Source organism: Pseudomonas sp. TUM25319, assembly GCF_056388475.1.
This window is the reverse complement of record NZ_JBWJFH010000002.1, coordinates 19549-35454: the sequence shown is the minus strand read 5'-3', so window position 1 is coordinate 35454 and position 15906 is coordinate 19549. Positions and strand designations below refer to the sequence as shown.

General features: G+C 53.1%; 14 protein-coding genes and 1 pseudogene. 13 read left to right on the top strand and 2 right to left on the bottom strand.

All coding sequences use genetic code 11. The annotated features are described in order from the left end of the window. The first annotated feature begins 425 nt into the window (after positions 1-425). The 9 genes from AC05QJ_RS31580 (at position 426) to AC05QJ_RS31540 (ending at position 6585) form a co-directional block, all read left to right on the top strand. The gene (locus tag AC05QJ_RS31580; protein WP_476748188.1) at positions 426-602 is read left to right on the top strand and encodes a hypothetical protein; all 177 of its coding nucleotides are present in this window, start codon (positions 426-428) and stop codon (positions 600-602) included. Positions 603-665: 63 nt separating this feature from the next. Continuing rightward, positions 666-809 carry a hypothetical protein gene (locus AC05QJ_RS31575; RefSeq protein WP_476748187.1) on the top strand — a complete coding sequence of 48 codons (144 nt, stop codon included), beginning with the start codon at positions 666-668 and terminating at the stop codon, positions 807-809. A 702-nt stretch (positions 810-1511) separates the two neighbouring features. Continuing rightward, positions 1512-1883: a hypothetical protein gene (locus AC05QJ_RS31570; protein ID WP_476748186.1), complete on the top strand. Its 372-nt coding sequence runs from the start codon at positions 1512-1514 to the stop codon at positions 1881-1883. A gap of 533 nt (positions 1884-2416) precedes the next feature. After that, a complete protein-coding gene (locus tag AC05QJ_RS31565) occupies positions 2417-2572 on the top strand; it encodes a hypothetical protein (protein WP_476748185.1) in 156 nt (51 codons plus the stop codon). Beyond that, on the top strand, positions 2569-2907 hold the full coding sequence (locus AC05QJ_RS31560; RefSeq protein WP_476748184.1) for a hypothetical protein: 339 nt from the start codon (positions 2569-2571) through the stop codon (positions 2905-2907). The genes AC05QJ_RS31565 and AC05QJ_RS31560 overlap by 4 nt, the downstream gene beginning before the upstream one ends. A 70-nt stretch (positions 2908-2977) precedes the next feature. Next, positions 2978-3766, top strand: coding sequence for a hypothetical protein (locus tag AC05QJ_RS31555; RefSeq protein ID WP_476748183.1), 789 nt, complete (start codon positions 2978-2980; stop codon positions 3764-3766). A 136-nt stretch (positions 3767-3902) separates the two neighbouring features. Then, positions 3903-5030: a DUF7146 domain-containing protein gene (locus AC05QJ_RS31550; protein ID WP_476748182.1), complete on the top strand. Its 1128-nt coding sequence runs from the start codon at positions 3903-3905 to the stop codon at positions 5028-5030. Between the two features lie 410 nt (positions 5031-5440). Then, entirely contained in the window at positions 5441-6166 is a 726-nt protein-coding gene (locus AC05QJ_RS31545) for a hypothetical protein (RefSeq protein ID WP_476748181.1), read from the top strand. A gap of 20 nt (positions 6167-6186) precedes the next feature. Next, a complete protein-coding gene (locus AC05QJ_RS31540; protein ID WP_476748180.1) occupies positions 6187-6585 on the top strand; it encodes a hypothetical protein in 399 nt (132 codons plus the stop codon). A 301-nt stretch (positions 6586-6886) separates the two neighbouring features. Here AC05QJ_RS31540 and AC05QJ_RS31535 read toward each other — a convergent pair whose 3' ends face one another. After that, positions 6887-8188 carry a tyrosine-type recombinase/integrase gene (locus tag AC05QJ_RS31535; protein WP_476748179.1) on the bottom strand — a complete coding sequence of 434 codons (1302 nt, stop codon included), beginning with the start codon at positions 8186-8188 and terminating at the stop codon, positions 6887-6889. Between the two features lie 346 nt (positions 8189-8534). Here AC05QJ_RS31535 and AC05QJ_RS31530 point away from each other — a divergent pair, with 346 nt between their 5' ends. Genes AC05QJ_RS31530 through AC05QJ_RS31515 form a run of 4 tightly spaced genes read left to right on the top strand, consistent with a single transcriptional unit; the run spans position 8535 to position 14910 of the window. Then, positions 8535-8828, top strand: coding sequence for a hypothetical protein (locus tag AC05QJ_RS31530; RefSeq protein ID WP_476748178.1), 294 nt, complete (start codon positions 8535-8537; stop codon positions 8826-8828). 1 nt (position 8829) lies between these two features. Continuing rightward, positions 8830-9867, top strand: coding sequence for a conjugal transfer protein TraF (gene traF / locus AC05QJ_RS31525; protein WP_476748177.1), 1038 nt, complete (start codon positions 8830-8832; stop codon positions 9865-9867). Continuing rightward, positions 9851-11278 (top strand): conjugal transfer protein TraH, encoded by a 1428-nt coding sequence (locus AC05QJ_RS31520; protein ID WP_476748176.1) that lies wholly within the window; start codon positions 9851-9853, stop codon positions 11276-11278. The genes traF and AC05QJ_RS31520 overlap by 17 nt, the downstream gene beginning before the upstream one ends. Continuing rightward, the gene (locus AC05QJ_RS31515) at positions 11278-14910 is read left to right on the top strand and encodes a conjugal transfer protein TraG N-terminal domain-containing protein (protein ID WP_476748175.1); all 3633 of its coding nucleotides are present in this window, start codon (positions 11278-11280) and stop codon (positions 14908-14910) included. The genes AC05QJ_RS31520 and AC05QJ_RS31515 overlap by 1 nt, the downstream gene beginning before the upstream one ends. A 143-nt stretch (positions 14911-15053) precedes the next feature. Here AC05QJ_RS31515 and AC05QJ_RS31510 read toward each other — a convergent pair. Next, positions 15054-15902: pseudogene (locus AC05QJ_RS31510) on the bottom strand (reverse transcriptase domain-containing protein); the annotation flags it as partial. Positions 15903-15906 lie beyond the last annotated feature (4 nt).

Sequence of the window (15906 nt, the reverse complement as noted above, 5' to 3'; positions counted from 1 at the left end):
CTAGACCCCTGTTGAGTCTATCCAGGACATCCAACAGGCCTAAGCAGCAAAGGTGTAGCTGAGCACTTCAACTTCAGCAATCCACCAACCGCGGGGAGCAACTATCCCAGCGGGATAGGGCCTTCCGCATGAAAAAGGAGTGACCCTAATGGAGAAGCAACAGAAATCTCCGCACCACAAGCCTTGGTATGCACCTTTGGTGCACTTCCTGGCTCACACGCTAGTCGGTAGCGGAATCTTTCTCATCATCGCAGCACCTTCGGTGTTCCTCGGATGGCTAGTTCACAAACTTCGCGAGTACCACGTCGCGGAGTTTACGCTTAGCGTGTTGACGTTTCTCGAACACACGATACTACTGGTTGACGCCCTCACGTTCCTATGTTTCGTCGGAATCACGTCGTGGTCGGCAATCCGGGAGATGAGCAATGAACAGGAACATTAAGCACCATCTGGCGGTTCTCTTTGCAGAATTTGTGAAGGCAGCTCGCCAGGTACCCGCCATCTACTTTGCACCCATTCGTGGCGCAGTCATGGGCGTCATCAGTCAGTGGCGTAAGCTGCAGGCGAATGATGCCGGCGGCGGTACCCCAAAAGCGGCCTAATTCGCGTTGAGGGAAACCCGATCAAGGTATATGCTTGGATCATGTAAAGGCGAGGTGCTGATCATGATTCGCAAAGCTTTGAAGGGCTTCATCCAGGGTTTCACGGCTGAATTTGTCAGTGCAGCGAAAGCAGCACCGGCGATCTACTTTGCCCCTCTCAATGGAGCGGTGAAAGAAGTCCGAAACCAAGCGAGTAAAGGTCAGTAACCGTTGCGTTTGCCCCTCGAAAGAGGGGCATTTCTCGCGACGGAGGGGTTGTACCGTATACGATGGCTCAAGGTCCTACTGAGCCACGTTTTCCTAGGAAGTTCGGTTTCAAGAGCGCCCTTCAGTAGGGTGTTTTTAAAACCGAATCCCACCTGTGAACTGTGTTCCAGGACGATAGTCAGCTGCAACTCTATGCAGCATAAACTTGGCGATCGCCATCAACCCATCGGGATGCACACTCCCGTTTGGGGATGTTGTCTCGAGCTTTCGGAGGCAACATATGAACATTACCCTGCAGCATTAAAAATGCTGGTCTCGATAAAATTGCTCAAGCCATTTCCTTCCGTAAAGAAGCTCTGCTTCTAAAGGGGTTCGATTGCGATGACGCAAGTTTATTGACGACGTCAGAGCGCGACGAGTTTCGTTGCGTTAAAAGCCAGATGCGCGTTGCAAAGGTGGCCAACGTCTCTGAGCTACAAGAGCATGGTCGATTGGTTAACCTGCTCGGAAACATCACCAACGAGTCTCGAGCCTGGCTGAGCACACTGTCCTTACTGCGCTTGCAGTCGATGATGGATGCAGTCGAGGAGTCGTGGTAATCAAATTTGCCACAGTTGTGGTGCCATAACGCTGCGTAAGCAGCATTCCCGGTCGGGGCTATTCCCGATTGGGATGAGCCTCGGCTTTATTGTCGGAGGCTTTATGAATAATTCTGCAGTTGAACAGCACTCTCACCGTTCGGCGCTTATGCTTTCTGAATTTGAGGAAATCATCGAGCAGCGCAAGCAAAACCTCTTCCCTGAAGGTGGTTCCACTGGTGTGTCAGATGTTCTGCTACTGGATGAAGGAGACCGTCCCCTCTACCTGGCATGTCACGATGATGTTTCACAGCTTGCTTTCAATGCCAGCGGCGCAGGGCGCGGGATCACCACTACTGCGCATCTTCGTGAATTCATTGAGTTGGTTCACATGATCTCGGCGGAGTGCACCACTATTCCGGCTTCTGAGCTTCGTCGCTATCACCTGGACCTGCTCCGTGCGATGGGTGCCGAAATGCTACAGAAACGTGCGTAGGTGAGTTGGCGGGGAGGGTATTCCTCCCCGCTTCCATCCCGAAATTCGTGGTGCTATATTTTAATCAGCTGGTAACAGCATCCTCTCGGCCAGCAGGCCATCGTTGATCAAAAGGTTGTTTTGGAAAGCCTGCGTTTTCCCAAGCAAAGATTCTTCCCATTGCCATGTGGCGATCGGAGATAGCGTCAGCTGCGCGTCCCTAAAGCAGCATGCCATTTCGGCAAACCAACCCTGCAGGGGTTTCTCCCTGCTGGGGGATACCTTGCACTAAAATCCAAAATTGAGGTGCAACATGTCCGATTTACTGAATCTCGTGATTATCATCGTCGACTTCGTGTTTGACGTGATTTAACTCACGCCTGCTAAGGTCTTGCTCTTCCTCGGAAGTACTTTGACCTTTCACAACCAGCCTGGTGGGGACTTACCCCATCAGGGGTAGGCGTCTCACCTCCTAATTGGAGGTACTCCTATGCCTTTTTCACTTCAGTCGCCTTTGTCGGTGTTTCACTTGGTAGCAGTGGGGAGCCAAGCGCATGAGTAATGCTCAGAAGCCCCTGCCCACCCCAGTCAAGCCAGATGACAAGAACCGTGTAACCCACCCGTTCGAAGCACTCAGCGATGAGCGTTTCATTGACTTGATGAACAACATCTGCGGTTTGCCGCTCAAGAAGGATGGGGCCAAGAAATGAGGTCCTATACCCGTCTTGTAGCGTTACTTCGCGAAACGATGAATCTCACCCAAGGCGAAGCTGAAGCGTTGACGCGTGGCGTCGAGGCTGAAGCTGTGTCGAGGTGCGGGGGCAGGAAACGTGTTATACGTCGTGCTTTTGCACTCCGGCACTGTGTAGCGCTTCGTGGTATTACCGCTCGCTACCCCAATGCATCAGACAAGACTGTTTACGCCATCTATCTTGGATTCACCGGTAAACGTCGGGTTTTGGTCGACGATGGAAAGGTTGTTTCTCATGGTCACCTGGCCTGGGAAGTTTTTCTTTCCAAGTTCTGCTTATATCAAGATCGCTAATACAAACCCTCTCGGGGCTTACATGCCCCCATGGGGGTGTTGAGCTCCAACACCTACTGGAGTTCAAACTATGTCTATTAACAATGCAATCCAAACCATGATGAATCGACATCTGGTGCTGCAAGGGTATCCAACCGATGATCTACGCTTCTCTCTTGGTTACTGCCAAGGGGATGGTGCAAGTTTCACCGGAAAGCTGGATGTGAAAAGACTTGCGGCACGGCTTGTCCCTGAGATTCAGCCTGAGGTTTGGGATGGGTTGACGCTCACTGAGCCGCTGGAAATCACGCGGGATAGCGGATGTCGCTACGTTCATGAACGCTCGACCTCTGTGAGTATCGATCCAGTGCAGGTAGAGCTTACACCCGCCGATGAACTCGGCGGGCCAGCTCAGAAAGTAGCTTTGCACCGCCTGGTAACCGCTCTGGTCGACGATGTTGTCAGCTCTGGAGCCGAACTTGCGAGGCAGGGTTACAAACTTCTCCAAGCGTATGCATCGGATGAATGCACTCTGCGTAAGTTTAAAACTCAAAATTTCCGTGTAGAGGTGTTTAAGTGTCCTGAGGAGGATTACGACATCTTTGAATGGGGAGCTGAGCTCGAATATCTCGATCTAACTATTCAGCAAGTCTTGAATGAGGAGATCGAGTGTTTCTGCGTAAAGGTCAAGGTCACCATGCTTGGCGAGCACGGAGACGTCATTGCTGTTCTGGCTGAAAGTAATGTTGGCGGACTCACCCGTGATCCCGCTATCAAAGGCCTCTGTAGTGAAGCGCGAGAGATGGTGCGCGAAGCAATCGCTGAAGCGCGCGAAACCTACCTGAAAATGTTGAAGCCGCGGTTGCGGCAAGCAGCTTAATCATCCCCTGGGGGGCTTCTACCCCTCAGGGTCGGAGTACCTCTAGGTGACCTTATCCCCCGGCTCGGGGCTTCCCCAAGCTTCCGTTTCGGCGGCTTGGGGAAGTCCCGAATCGGGCTTTACCTGGAGGTACACCATGAGAAATTTGAAGGCCGAAGTGGTTCGCAATGCAGCAAAACTAAAAGGCTGGGATGTAATCTTGAGGGCCTTGTGCCCTGAGATCGATGACAGAGCATTCCAGAAGCCAGGCCGCCATACCAAATGCCCTGTCCATGGGGTAGCTGGGCGTGGCGGAGATGGATTTAAGTTTTTCCGCAAAGACTTCCAGGACTCTGGCGGCGGCATGTGTAACACCTGCGGGACGTTTCCCGATGGGTTCAAGATGCTCATGTGGTTGAAGCAGTATGGCTTCGCGGATGCTGTCGCTGATGTTGGCGCTTTCTTGGGGATCCACTCGACTGCAGATGAAAATCAGCAGGCGAAGGTCAACAGGGCCAACGAGAAAGCGCTGGAAGCTCGACGCAAAGAAATTGCTGATAAGGAGGCTGCGTCAAACCTTTACCACAGCAAGCGACTCAATGAGCTCTGGAAGGCAAGCCTTCCTCTGACACATCCAGACGCTGAACCGGCCCGACTGTACCTGGCCAGCCGCAAGATCCTCTGCTGGGATCGTGAGGGGGTCGACAAGGTGGTTCGGTACCACCCAAGTCTCGCAAGTTACAACGAGGATGGTGAGTTCGAGGGTGACTTTCCTGGCATGGTCGCGAAAGTGACCAAGGCGGGTAAACCGATCACTCTACACCGCTACTTTCTTACCCCCAAGGGTGAGAAGGCGCCGGTTCAGAGCCCAAAGAAAATGTGCATGTACCCTACCGACCGGCTCGTAACCGGTGGGGGCATTTTCATTGGGAGCTGGGATGAAGAGGTGGTCGACGTTTGTGAAGGGCTGGAAACAGCTTGGGCAATCGAGACCGGAACCAACTTTGCCGTGCGTGTGCACCCTCTGGTGAACGCGACACTGCTGGAAGGGTTCGAGCCCGGGCCAAGCACCAAATGCGTTCGGATCTGGATCGACAAGGACCGTTCCGGCCGCGGTCAGGAGGCAGGCTTGAACCTTAAAAAGCGGCTGTGGGAAATGGGGATACAGGCTCAACTGCTGACCCCATCACTTCCGCTGCTTGAAGGGGAAAAGTCGGTCGACTGGAACGATGTGTTGATCCAGCTGGGTCGAATGGGGTTCCCACAAACGAGGAGGGCAGCTTGATGAGTGCTCCATCTTTTGCGGCCGACCAAGTGAAGGTTGTCACTACGCCAGGCGGTAGCGCTCTGGACCCGTTCTCTCCGCCTAGCGGATTCAATGGGTCCAAAGGTGACTACCGGCTAATGGTGGTTGGCCGGTACCGAGTGCCGGCGTTGCGTAGCTACATCCAAGCGCAAGCAAAGGCCCTCGAGGATGGACAAAACGTCATCTTTGAGGGCCCCTACATGAGTGAGGCCGCCGACATTCTTGAAAAAATTGTCGCGAGCAGCCTTAAGCAAGCAGTGAGAAGGGCCGGCTAATTTAGCCGGCCTTTTTTTTCGCCCCGTGAAACGCCGGGAGTCGGGTAGAATCGCCATCGCTTGCAATTCAGCAATACGTGCGACTCTGCAGGCATCGCCATCGAGATACGAACCATGACATTCAAAGTCGTCAAGCTCAGCACATCTGCCACCGATACACCTGGTCTGTACCAGGTCAAGTTCAACGGTGACGATCGGTTCTTCCGAACTGTCGAGATCCACGTTTCAAAGGACTTTGGCCCAAACGTCCTCGACTACGTTGAGCTGTATGGTGCCTGGTGCTGCCTAGTTTGGCTGGAGCTCGCTGGATCTAATCGGTCATCAAGTAATTTAAAGCTTGTGGTGTCCCGCGGCGCTGTTAAGCGACTCTTGCTGGTGGCCAGCTCCAAGGAAGAACTGTATCTCTATGCCTATGCCCTGAGGACCCAGTTGCTGGGCCTGGACAACATCTCTGTTGAGAAAGGGAAGGGGTGGGCAGGCGATGACCATCCAGGCATCAGCGTCAAATGGGACGGTCAACCTCCGCCCCAACCTTCAGTCGAAAACCCTACCTTCGGCCGCATCTTCCTGACCTACCATAGCGTCATGGAATACCTGGACGAAACGAAAGGCGAGTGCAAGCTCGACAATGTCTACTCTCGTGTGGCGCGGATCGTTCGTGAAGCTGACAGAGAACCAGTGATACCGAACAAGCAGCAAGCCCACAAGGAGCGGCGATATGGTGAGTCGCAAGTCGGTGTGAGGTATTTGGCAACCGCGGCAGGCTGGCAAATCGTTACCCGACCAGCACCTGATGGGACGGGCCTAGTTGCCCTTACGATGTACCAGCGTACCGAGTAGGAAGAATCTGTGGAGGAGGTATGGCGCTTGTGAAGCGGCTGAAAACTGAGCTTCTGGCGCTGTTAAGTGAAGACCCAGAGGGGTTGGAGCTGGCGAAGAATCTTCCGAGAGACGAACTGGTGCCCTTTCTGCTGGCGCGACCTCAGATCATGCAAGGCATTTCATTTCGTATCCTGGACGAGGCCGGGTTCGGCGAGCGGTCCTACCTCCAAAGATCACGTGACGGGGTGGTATTCCGCCTCATCAGATGCCAGGTAACGTTTGACGAGCGGGGACTCCCGCTAACTGTTGGCCTGATCGGCGTCCAGGATGGTATGGACGAAAAAAAAGCTGGCCACATTGGACGAATTGAAGAGTTCACCAGTATGGAAACTGGGCTTCAACTTCTGGGTTCAGAATTGCTTGAGCTCCTGGACTGAGGCGACAGGGCCCAGCTAGATCGCGTTCCAGCTACCTCCTGCCCATCGTGTTGCCGGCATCCTGCCAGTGTCCGCGCTGAGCCCCATGAACGGCCTGCAGTCGGCTCGGCCTTGCGAAAGACTAACTAACGTCTAAAACCTCGATGCCTAGCGTGTGTCGCTTGTAGCGATGCATGCTGGCATTGGCTGGGCGGTCGATGGTCGACGAGACTGCGTCTTAGACGTATGACCGATCGCCGGCCTACAGTCTAGTGAGCGCTTCCCGGCGCCGGTGCCACCACCACTGGGCCGTAGTCGGTGGCTAGTGCCCTTTGACGCGGAGGTTACGCACTGAAGCGGCCCGCTTCCCATCCAGGGAGTCGTAGTAGTTGTCCTGGGTTGTGGAGAGGCTTTCGTGCCCGAGGTCCGCCTGCAGGTCCTTCATATCTCGAAACTCTGCATCGAACGTTGCGCTCGTATGGCGGAGCCAGTGCAGGGATGCAGCCCGGAGGTTGGTAATTTCGTCCTCAGGCTGACCATCGGCCTTCATCCTGTCGACGGCACGATCGAATACGCCTTGGATCAGTTCCCGAACATGTCGATCTGAGAGTCCCGCTCGCCCGTGGAGGGTTCTCAAAAGTGGGGCCTGTTCGCCAGGGTACGGGAGTGGAGAAAGGGAGAGCGTAGCCCTATACCGCTTCAGGTACGCGAGGTAGTCCTGCCGCACACTGACCTTGGCCTTTTTGTTGCCCTTCCTTATGGCATGGAACCACCAATCATCACCTTGCTTTTGGAAGGATCCCATCGTCGGCTCCCAGCCTTCACGGCCGACCAGGTCAGAGATCCGGAGATACAGCGAGAACAGGGTCACCAGGATGAATAGGGTGCGCTCATGCACTGGGTCTTCGTCAGCCATCAGCTCCGCAGTCTCGATCACGAAGTCCCACTGCAGCGTTGTTAGCGATCGCCCACGAACGTCTCGGGTGTTGCGCTGAGTAAAGCGCGATTTCTGCTTGACCGCCCTGAACGGGTTCGCGTCCGCCAGATCCTCGTCGGTGCAAAACTGAAAGAAGCTTTGGCAGGCGGCGAAGACTTGCGCAACGGAGCCACTCGACATCTTATAGGCAGTGGGTGCGGGAGCTTCTACGTTCGCTTCGTCGGCTAATTTGCGAACGACCTTGGGCTGAGTCAGGTTGAACGGGCGCCAATCGTCGTTGATCACATAGATATCGGTTGGGGCTTTTTTACGGCCGCCAACACGAACGTACCGGGACTTCACGACGGGGCCAATCCAGTGCGCCGGCGGCTTCAAGCAGAACTCCATGAAAGCCTCAGCATCGGTCCTGCGCATGGAGAGAATCGACTGCTTCGCTACGAGAATGCACCACAGGAGAAGTCGCTCAACGTGCGTACGGTACGAGTTGAAAGTTCCTTCATTGCCGTCATACGAATGAAGGAAGTCTCTTACTGCGAGATAGCTGCCGATCGGATCAGTGGACTGGTCAGCCTGGCGCAGCAGATCGAGAACAACTGGACGTTCCTTGGACAGGTCGTTGAAGTTCAGCTGACGGAACTCAGGATACGAGTCGAAGAGTGGGAAAGGCTTTACGATTCCTGCCGACATAGAGACAGTCCAAATTCAGTCTTAAGTGAGCGATATCCTCTCGCAAGCCGAAACAATGCGCAAGATCCGGGTCTACTCACTATCGGAAATTGCGCGCGTAGTTTCCCCTCGCCCTCGAGTTAGCAGGCGTCAAATGAAGCAGCTGGTTTGCGCACGTAAACGTTGATGATTACCCAGGCCAATCAGCGGCTTCGTCCTTTCGTCATTATAGTGTTTAGGTCCGATCATCTTGTGTGCCTAGACGAGTGGTAACCGCTACTGCCCCACAGATTGGGCCTAATTGGCCGCCTTTCGAAGAGCTCTGTCCCTAGCATTGGAACATCAGATTTCAATGAGCGGAGTTGAGATGCTTCAGATCTCGCATGGCCATGGCCGGCGGTCACAAGCTGGAAGCGGCGCCAAGAAGAAAAACGAGACCACCCATCAGCGCCTAAACAGACTGTATGGCGACCATATGTCCGTCACCGAGGTGGCCACTGAGCTGAACTACTCAGTGACCTACTTTCGGAAAAAAATCGGAGCTGCCAACTACCAGCACCTCGACTGGGTGAAAGCAATCAACCCTGCGAGGAAAAAGTGTGGGCGCTTTTGGGTGTACCGTACTGAGGTCGTGGCAAGCTTCCTGGACAAGGGGAACTGACATGCGACCTTCGTTTCTCCTCAGCACGATTGCGCTTGTGGCCATGGCTCATATCGCCTGCGCTGACGCCAGCCCAGAAGACTCTTCTCTACCCGCTGCCGGCGGCAGCAATTACTACAAGGGTAAGGCCGAGGGGTGGTTCTGGTACAAGGACCCACCTAAAGAGGAGGAGCCCAACAAAGAGCTACCCCCTCCTCCCCCTCTGCCGCCTCCGCCCCCTCCGCCGGCGGCGCCCGAGAAAATCGAGCCTCCAGCCCCCAAAGGACCGGATGTGTTCAGTGTGGCGTGGATCAAAAAGAACTTGCCGAAGTACCGCGATCGGGCGATTGATAATCCTACGGATGAGAACGTTCAAGCGTATTACTACCTGCAGCGTGTGATGATGGACAAGGCGTCTAAGTTTTCTGAGGCTTCATCCCGCGCGATCATGAAAGACCCGTTCCTGGACGAGGATAGCCGTCGCCCAGTAGCAACTTATGCCGCAAATGCGATGAACCGCGAAGTAACGGCAAATAAGGACAAAGTCCTTCGAAGTCTGGCTGACAAGGTCGGGCTCTTCTTCTTCTTCAAGTCCAATTGCATGCTATGTGCCGAGCAGGCGAATGTTCTTCAGTCCCTAACCACCTCGACAGGGATAAACATTATCCCAATCTCAATTGATGGGGGCCCACTCGATAATGATGCGTTTGCGGAATATCGCATTGATGATGGCCAGGCAAAGAAATTAGATATTTTCCAAACCCCTGCTCTTGCCCTGGCAATGCCACCAAAGGAAACCGCCATCGTTGGCTACGGCGCCATCACGCTGGATGTGCTCTTTAATCGGATATTGATTGCCTCGAGAGACGCCGGGATCATCGATCACAAAACCTTCGCAAGCACTCAGCCGTTCTTTGATAACGGCCTACTCTCGATCGACGACTCTGACGGTGTTGATGAAGACCTTCTCAACGATCCGAAAAAATTTGTAGAAACTATGAAGGCAAAACTTGCTAGGAAGGCAATAGACGTGGAGGTTAATTATGCGGTTGAACAGTAAATCGATGGTGTTGACGTTTGCCATTGCCATGGCCCCAGTTGGTGTACAGGCAGACATCCAGTCTCAGCTTGATTCCATGTTCACTTCTATGTCGAATGCCACTGAGCCTGGTGCCTATGAAACCGCAACTCGTGGGGTTATCACAGGCGGATCGATGCGGATACGAAACAAAATTTCTAATACGCCTATCGTAAATTTCCGCCCGCCTTCTTTCCAGGCTGGTTGCGGTGGTATTGATATGTTTGCTGGGTCGTTTTCGTTTATTAATGCGCAGCAGTTTGTACAGGCTCTGCGGTCTGTTGCTTCGAACGCTGTTGGTGTGGCCTCTGGCTATGCATTTAAACTTGCGCTGAATGCTATGGGCCCAACAGTTCACAACGTAATTCAGAACCTGCAAGAAGTTATGCAGGACATCAACAGCCTGATGTCCAACTCCTGCCAGTTGGCTCAGGGCCTGGTGACTGACGCCTTCAGCTCGTTCACCTCTAAGGAAACCATGCGTGCCGCTAACATCAACGTTTCTAGCGGCATAGGTGATGCATTTTCGTCCATTATGCCGGGCAGTCTTACCTCGAAGTCCCCAAAGGAACAGCAAAGCGATGCTGGCCTTTCGAAGTCTTGTGAGGATGTGGGGAATGTCCTTTGGTGTGCCATGGCGCAGAACGGGTCCAGAAGCTTCTTCACCTATGGCTCTCGACAAACAGACGAATTGATCATGTCTTTAACTGGAACAGTGCTCATTACAGCCCTTGAAGATGCCGATGATGGTAAGGGCAAGGTACCGGTGACCAAGACGTTTGGTCCTACTTCCCTGACTCTGCAAGATGTGGTTGAAGGTCGTAAGCAGGATACCGTGACCATCTATGACTGCTCTGGTGACGAAGATACTTGCATGACGATGAAGACCCAGGAAATCGCCTTTGATGGCTTGGCCCAGAAAATTCTTTTGGCTTTCAACGGAAATTCAAACTCGCCGGGTATTGTGTATAAATGGGCAAACAACGCTGGCACATTCAACTCTGAAGAAGTGTCGATTATTGCAGCTCTTCAGAAAACTGGCTTCTCAGCCATGATTCAGCGGCTTGCTCAACATAGCGAATTCATGGCCAAGGGATTTGTCAGCGCCCACGCCAAAATGTTAGCACTCGAGGGTGCGCATTCGCTTGCAGACTCGTATATAAACGCTGCTTCGGCGGTATTGCAGCGTGGCAAAATGGTTGATCAGCTTGGTGAAACCAGCAAAGACTTTATGGCTGATGCGCGTACACGACTCACATCGGAACATCAGGCTTTGCTTTCGAAGTATGGCAATGAAAACGACATGGCCAAAGACTACCAGGTAAGGATGCAAATCATGCCTCCTCCTAACTTCATCGCTACGATGGGTTCGAACCCGCTGAGGCCTAACTGATGGAATTTACAATTTACTCTACTGGGTCTGCAGTTTACTTGGAAGAGATATTGAACTCTGTTGCTATGATCTGCGGAACTGGTGACGTTGAGTCTCTTGCAAAAATCGGCTTTCTCATCGGTACCTTGTTGTTGGGCTTCCAGGCAGTATTCAATAATACCGCAATCCCTTTCCAGAAGGTTCTAGTTTGCCTTGTTCTTTACTTGGCTTTGTACGGCCCATCTGGTCGTGCTGTAATTGAAGATGTCTATGATGGTGAAGTTGCAGTCGTTGATAACGTTCCGTTGGGGCCGTTGGTCGTAGGCTCTATTGTTTCAAATATTGGATTTAATATCACAAATATATTTGAGCAGGCGTTTTCGACGCCGGCAATGACCAAGTACGGGTTTGCAGATCCGATTGAAACTCTGATGAAAGTAAGGTCTGTGACCGGCAATCTAATGTCTATTCCGTCATTTACGAATGGACTTGGCGCAAACAAAAATTTGGTCAACTCTTGGTCAAATTATTACCGTGAGTGTACATTGCCGAGCCTGGGGACTGATCTAAGCGGGTATTCCGACCTGTTCCGTTCCAATGATCCTATTGGGGCATCACGCTTTAACAGCGGGGTGTATTACACGCAGATTTTTGATGGGACACCTGGTGGAAGAACGCTCAATTGCTCTGACGCGCATACAGCTCTGGTCAATTTGACGGACTCCGCGACTGACAGTGTAATGGGAGAAATCGCGACGGCTGGTTTTAAACGCCCAGGCAAGAATGTCGACGCTGATGCGGTAACTTCCCGCATAGGTGACTCACTCTACGCTTTAAACATGTCCGCGACCGATGCTCGCGCCTACACCATGGCGTCCATCCTTTATCCCATCTTCTTGCAGGCTCCTGGTCAGAAAGCTGTGGAGGATCTCCAAGGTTCATATGGCGTGATGATGAGCCAGGCCATGGCCCAACAGAACACGCAATGGGCTGCTGAGGGGACTCAATTCACTAAGTACGTCCGGCCGTTCATGACCTTCTTCGAAGGCCTAATTTACGCCATTACCCCATTGATGGCGTTCTTGATCGCCATGGGTGGTTTCGGGATCAACTTGATCGGCAAATACCTAATGATGCTGGTCTGGATGATTCTATGGATGCCGGCGCTGGCGATCGTGAACCTCTACTCCATCTCGTCGACCGCGAGTGCGATGGAAGCCATCCTGCAGACGTCCTCATTCGATGCTGGCGGTACCGGGGTGTCATTCGAGATGCTCAAGCAAATGACGCCTGCCTTGGAGCAGGCAATTGGCGTTGCAGGATTGATGGCCTCTTCGATCCCAGCTATTTGTTTGTTCCTGGTCACCGGAGCCACAGTTGCAGCTTCGGGTATTGCAAGTCGGATGAATGGCTCTGATGCGATCAACGAGAAGATTGTCAGTCCAGACGTCCTGACACCATCTGCTGGTCTGCAGACTACTCCGTACGCTTCCAACGACTTCGACAAAGGTCTGCGAATCAATGGTTCGGAAAACCAGCGCGGGAACATCAATATTGGCTCGATGCTTAATGATACAGTGCAGAGCTCACGTGTCACGGCGCAAGGGTCTTCACAAGGCTTCACGCATCAATTAACGAGTACAATGGGGCGCTCACTCGAGAACTCAAAATCCATTGGCGATGCAGCCAACGTCGGCCACTCTCTTCAATCGATGCTGGGTCTTGAGAATAACGCTGCATTCCAGCAGCAATATAGCGCTCTTCAAGCGCAGGGTTATAGCAGCAGTAATATTGATGCTGCCATTGCTGCAATTACACTCAATGGTGGAGTGAACGGAAATGTTGGGGCAAAGGCCGGTGTCGGAGTTGACGGTGTTCCTTCCGGTGCAAACGGATCAGTCGCTGCAGGAGTCGCACTAACCGGGGGGGTTGGTGCCAATAAAGCTGACCAGTCGACTCGCTCTGATGGCTCCTCTTATAATGATACCTTGTCGGCTGTGAAATCGTCAGGTATTGGGGAGACTGTTAAAAGTGCACTTTCGCGTACAGACGGAACTACTTTAGCAAAAAACTTCCAGAGTTCGGACCAATCTAAATTTTCACGAGCAGATCAAGATAGCCTTTCAAGGTCAGCTCAGAAGACCATAACTGACCAAGCTGCCTACCAGAAGGTCAGCGGCCTGGCCAACACCTTTGGTTATTCTGAGGACATGAAGCTTGATACCCTTGCGGGCAAGCTAATCAACGAAGGCCGTGAAACCAGTGTTGTTAACGATGCAATGAACAAGTACGGGGCGGAATACCAAGAAAACCAGAAAATGTTTGCTTCAACCATGCTTGATCCGAATCGGGCGAGTACCGCAGCTGCTTTGTACACTTTGGCCAAGAACCATGACTTCGAGGCCCTGGCAGGTGCGACAGTTAACTATGATCAGAACGCAAGTCTCCAGGGGCCGGCTGTTGGGGATCTGGAGGGAATGACTCGTAACGCAGGTCACAGCGTGAATACCGCGGCGTTTGACTCTCGGTACCATAATGAGCGTGCTAATGCTCTGAATAATGCCAAAATAGGCGAGAAGCACATACGTAATAGCAATATTGTTAAAAACGATGGTGAGGTATATGCCAAACAGACGCTCGATCCAATCGCTGAGAGAGCTGCCGACCGCATCCGCAATACCAGCAATGAGGTCACTGACAAAGGTGAATCGTCATACGGGATCCTTGCAGCAGCTTCGAACGGTGTAGGGCAAATGGTCGGAGCACGTGCCTCCCGAGAAGAATACATGCAAGAGGGGCAACAGTTAGGCCTGAATCAAGCTCAAGCTGATGTGTTTGCTACTGCACGCTCAGGGGCCCTTACGGATAACTCCAAGGAGCGCTGGGATCAGTATGCTGATTCTGTACACATGGACAAAAATTTGAGTGAAGGCATGTATAAACAGCTTGTTCAAGCGGGGTTACACGATAACGGTTCAGGGGGCCAGTTAGCGGACATCCTTACATTGAATCAGCGTGACAATATTGGAGTGAACAATTCGGGTAATGGTGGAATCGTCAGTACTGGTAGTGATGTAAATTCCAACCAGGCGCATGATCCAATTGCCGAGAAACCTTCTGCCCCCATCCCTTACACCAACACAACCCGTGAAGGCTATATACGCGAGGGTCAACAGTTAGGCTTGAGCCAAGCTCAAGCAGGCGTGAACGGGGGCATCCTCAGAAACGATGGCCAGGTGTATACCAACCAGGCGCACGATCCAATCGGCGAGCAAGCTGCTGTCCCCAACCGCAATGTCAACAATGAGGTCAGGGGCAATGTGGAATCGTCTTATGGGCACCTACCTCCAGCGTCGAATGGTGTAGGGCAAATGGTCGAAGCACGTGCTTCTCATGAAGAATACATGCAAGAGGGTCAACAGTTAGGCCTTAACCCAGCTCAAGCTGATGTGTTCGCTTCTGCACGGTCAGGGGCCCTTACGGATAACTCCAAGCAGCGCTGGGATCAGTATGCTGAGTCGGTGCACATGGACACTACAACGAGCGATGGGATGTATAAACAGCTCGTTGATGCGGGTCTGCATGATAACGGTTCTGGTGGCCACCTATCGGATGTCCTTACATTGAATCAGCGTGACAATATCGGACGTTAAAATTTACCATCGGACTGGCCAATGGAAGCCAAATTTTTCGCTTGACGATTTTGCCCAAAACCCTGTGAGCGAATCGAGTAGGAGGCGGCTTCGCAGCCGCCGTCCTCTCACACCACCGTGCGTACGGTTCCGTACACGGCGGTTCAGGTTATGCGGCTAAGCCGGTTAATTGTATCCAGTATCGCGACCAGCCCGAGTCTATCCCATAGCTTCTTCGGCAGCGCCTGATTCATATGTGGCGCTCCCGAGTTCCACCACGGGCCTCGGCCGTTATAGGCCGATTTACAGGCACGCTCTTCGCTTAATCCAAGACGCATCAGGTTGCGCGCCCTCGTAGAGGGCCGCTTCCATTGGCGCCAGATGACGCAGCGAAGTTTGTGCCTGACCCAGCCGTCCAGTTCCTCCAGTGGCCTTTTGCTTTGGCTGAACTTGAAATAGCTCGCCCAGCCTCGCAGGACAGGGTTTAACCGCTCGATGACAGTCGCCACTTTGCGAGCCCGTACACTACGCAGCAGTATTCTGAGCCGGTCGCGTAAGCGGCCTAAGCTCATCGTTGCCACGCGCAGCCTTGGCTGTTGATGCCAGCTCATCCCATAGCCCAGGTAGTCGCATTTCCACGCCCTTGCCACTTGGCTTTTCTTCCTGTTCACCGTCAATTTCAGACGTTCACTCAGGAAGCGCTCGACGCTAGCCAGCAGCCGTTCGCCTGCCCGGTGACTACGCACATAAATGTTCGCGTCATCGGCGTAGCGCACGAACCGATGGCCCCGCCGCTCCAGCTCACGATCAAGTTCGTCGAGCAGGATGTTCGACAGCAACGGCGAGAGCGGGCCGCCTTGCGGCGTCCCTTCCTGCCGGGGGCTGACGACACCGCCCGACATGACCCCTGCTTCAAGGTAACGGCGGATGAGCCTGAGCACGCATTTGTCTTCGACCCGACGCTCGATACACGCCATTAGGATGTCGTGGTTGACCCGATCAAAGAACTTCTCGGGG

Coding starts and splice junctions, on each gene's coding strand:
- AC05QJ_RS31535 (WP_476748179.1), bottom strand. CDS start 8,188: ATGTCGGCAGGAATCGTAAAGCCTTTCCCACTCTTCGACTCGTATCCT.
- AC05QJ_RS31560 (WP_476748184.1), top strand. CDS start 2,569: ATGAGGTCCTATACCCGTCTTGTAGCGTTACTTCGCGAAACGATGAAT.
- AC05QJ_RS31565 (WP_476748185.1), top strand. CDS start 2,417: ATGAGTAATGCTCAGAAGCCCCTGCCCACCCCAGTCAAGCCAGATGAC.
- AC05QJ_RS31540 (WP_476748180.1), top strand. CDS start 6,187: ATGGCGCTTGTGAAGCGGCTGAAAACTGAGCTTCTGGCGCTGTTAAGT.
- AC05QJ_RS31550 (WP_476748182.1), top strand. CDS start 3,903: ATGAGAAATTTGAAGGCCGAAGTGGTTCGCAATGCAGCAAAACTAAAA.
- traF (WP_476748177.1), top strand. CDS start 8,830: ATGCGACCTTCGTTTCTCCTCAGCACGATTGCGCTTGTGGCCATGGCT.
- AC05QJ_RS31570 (WP_476748186.1), top strand. CDS start 1,512: ATGAATAATTCTGCAGTTGAACAGCACTCTCACCGTTCGGCGCTTATG.
- AC05QJ_RS31555 (WP_476748183.1), top strand. CDS start 2,978: ATGTCTATTAACAATGCAATCCAAACCATGATGAATCGACATCTGGTG.
- AC05QJ_RS31530 (WP_476748178.1), top strand. CDS start 8,535: ATGCTTCAGATCTCGCATGGCCATGGCCGGCGGTCACAAGCTGGAAGC.
- AC05QJ_RS31575 (WP_476748187.1), top strand. CDS start 666: ATGATTCGCAAAGCTTTGAAGGGCTTCATCCAGGGTTTCACGGCTGAA.
- AC05QJ_RS31515 (WP_476748175.1), top strand. CDS start 11,278: ATGGAATTTACAATTTACTCTACTGGGTCTGCAGTTTACTTGGAAGAG.
- AC05QJ_RS31580 (WP_476748188.1), top strand. CDS start 426: ATGAACAGGAACATTAAGCACCATCTGGCGGTTCTCTTTGCAGAATTT.
- AC05QJ_RS31520 (WP_476748176.1), top strand. CDS start 9,851: ATGCGGTTGAACAGTAAATCGATGGTGTTGACGTTTGCCATTGCCATG.
- AC05QJ_RS31545 (WP_476748181.1), top strand. CDS start 5,441: ATGACATTCAAAGTCGTCAAGCTCAGCACATCTGCCACCGATACACCT.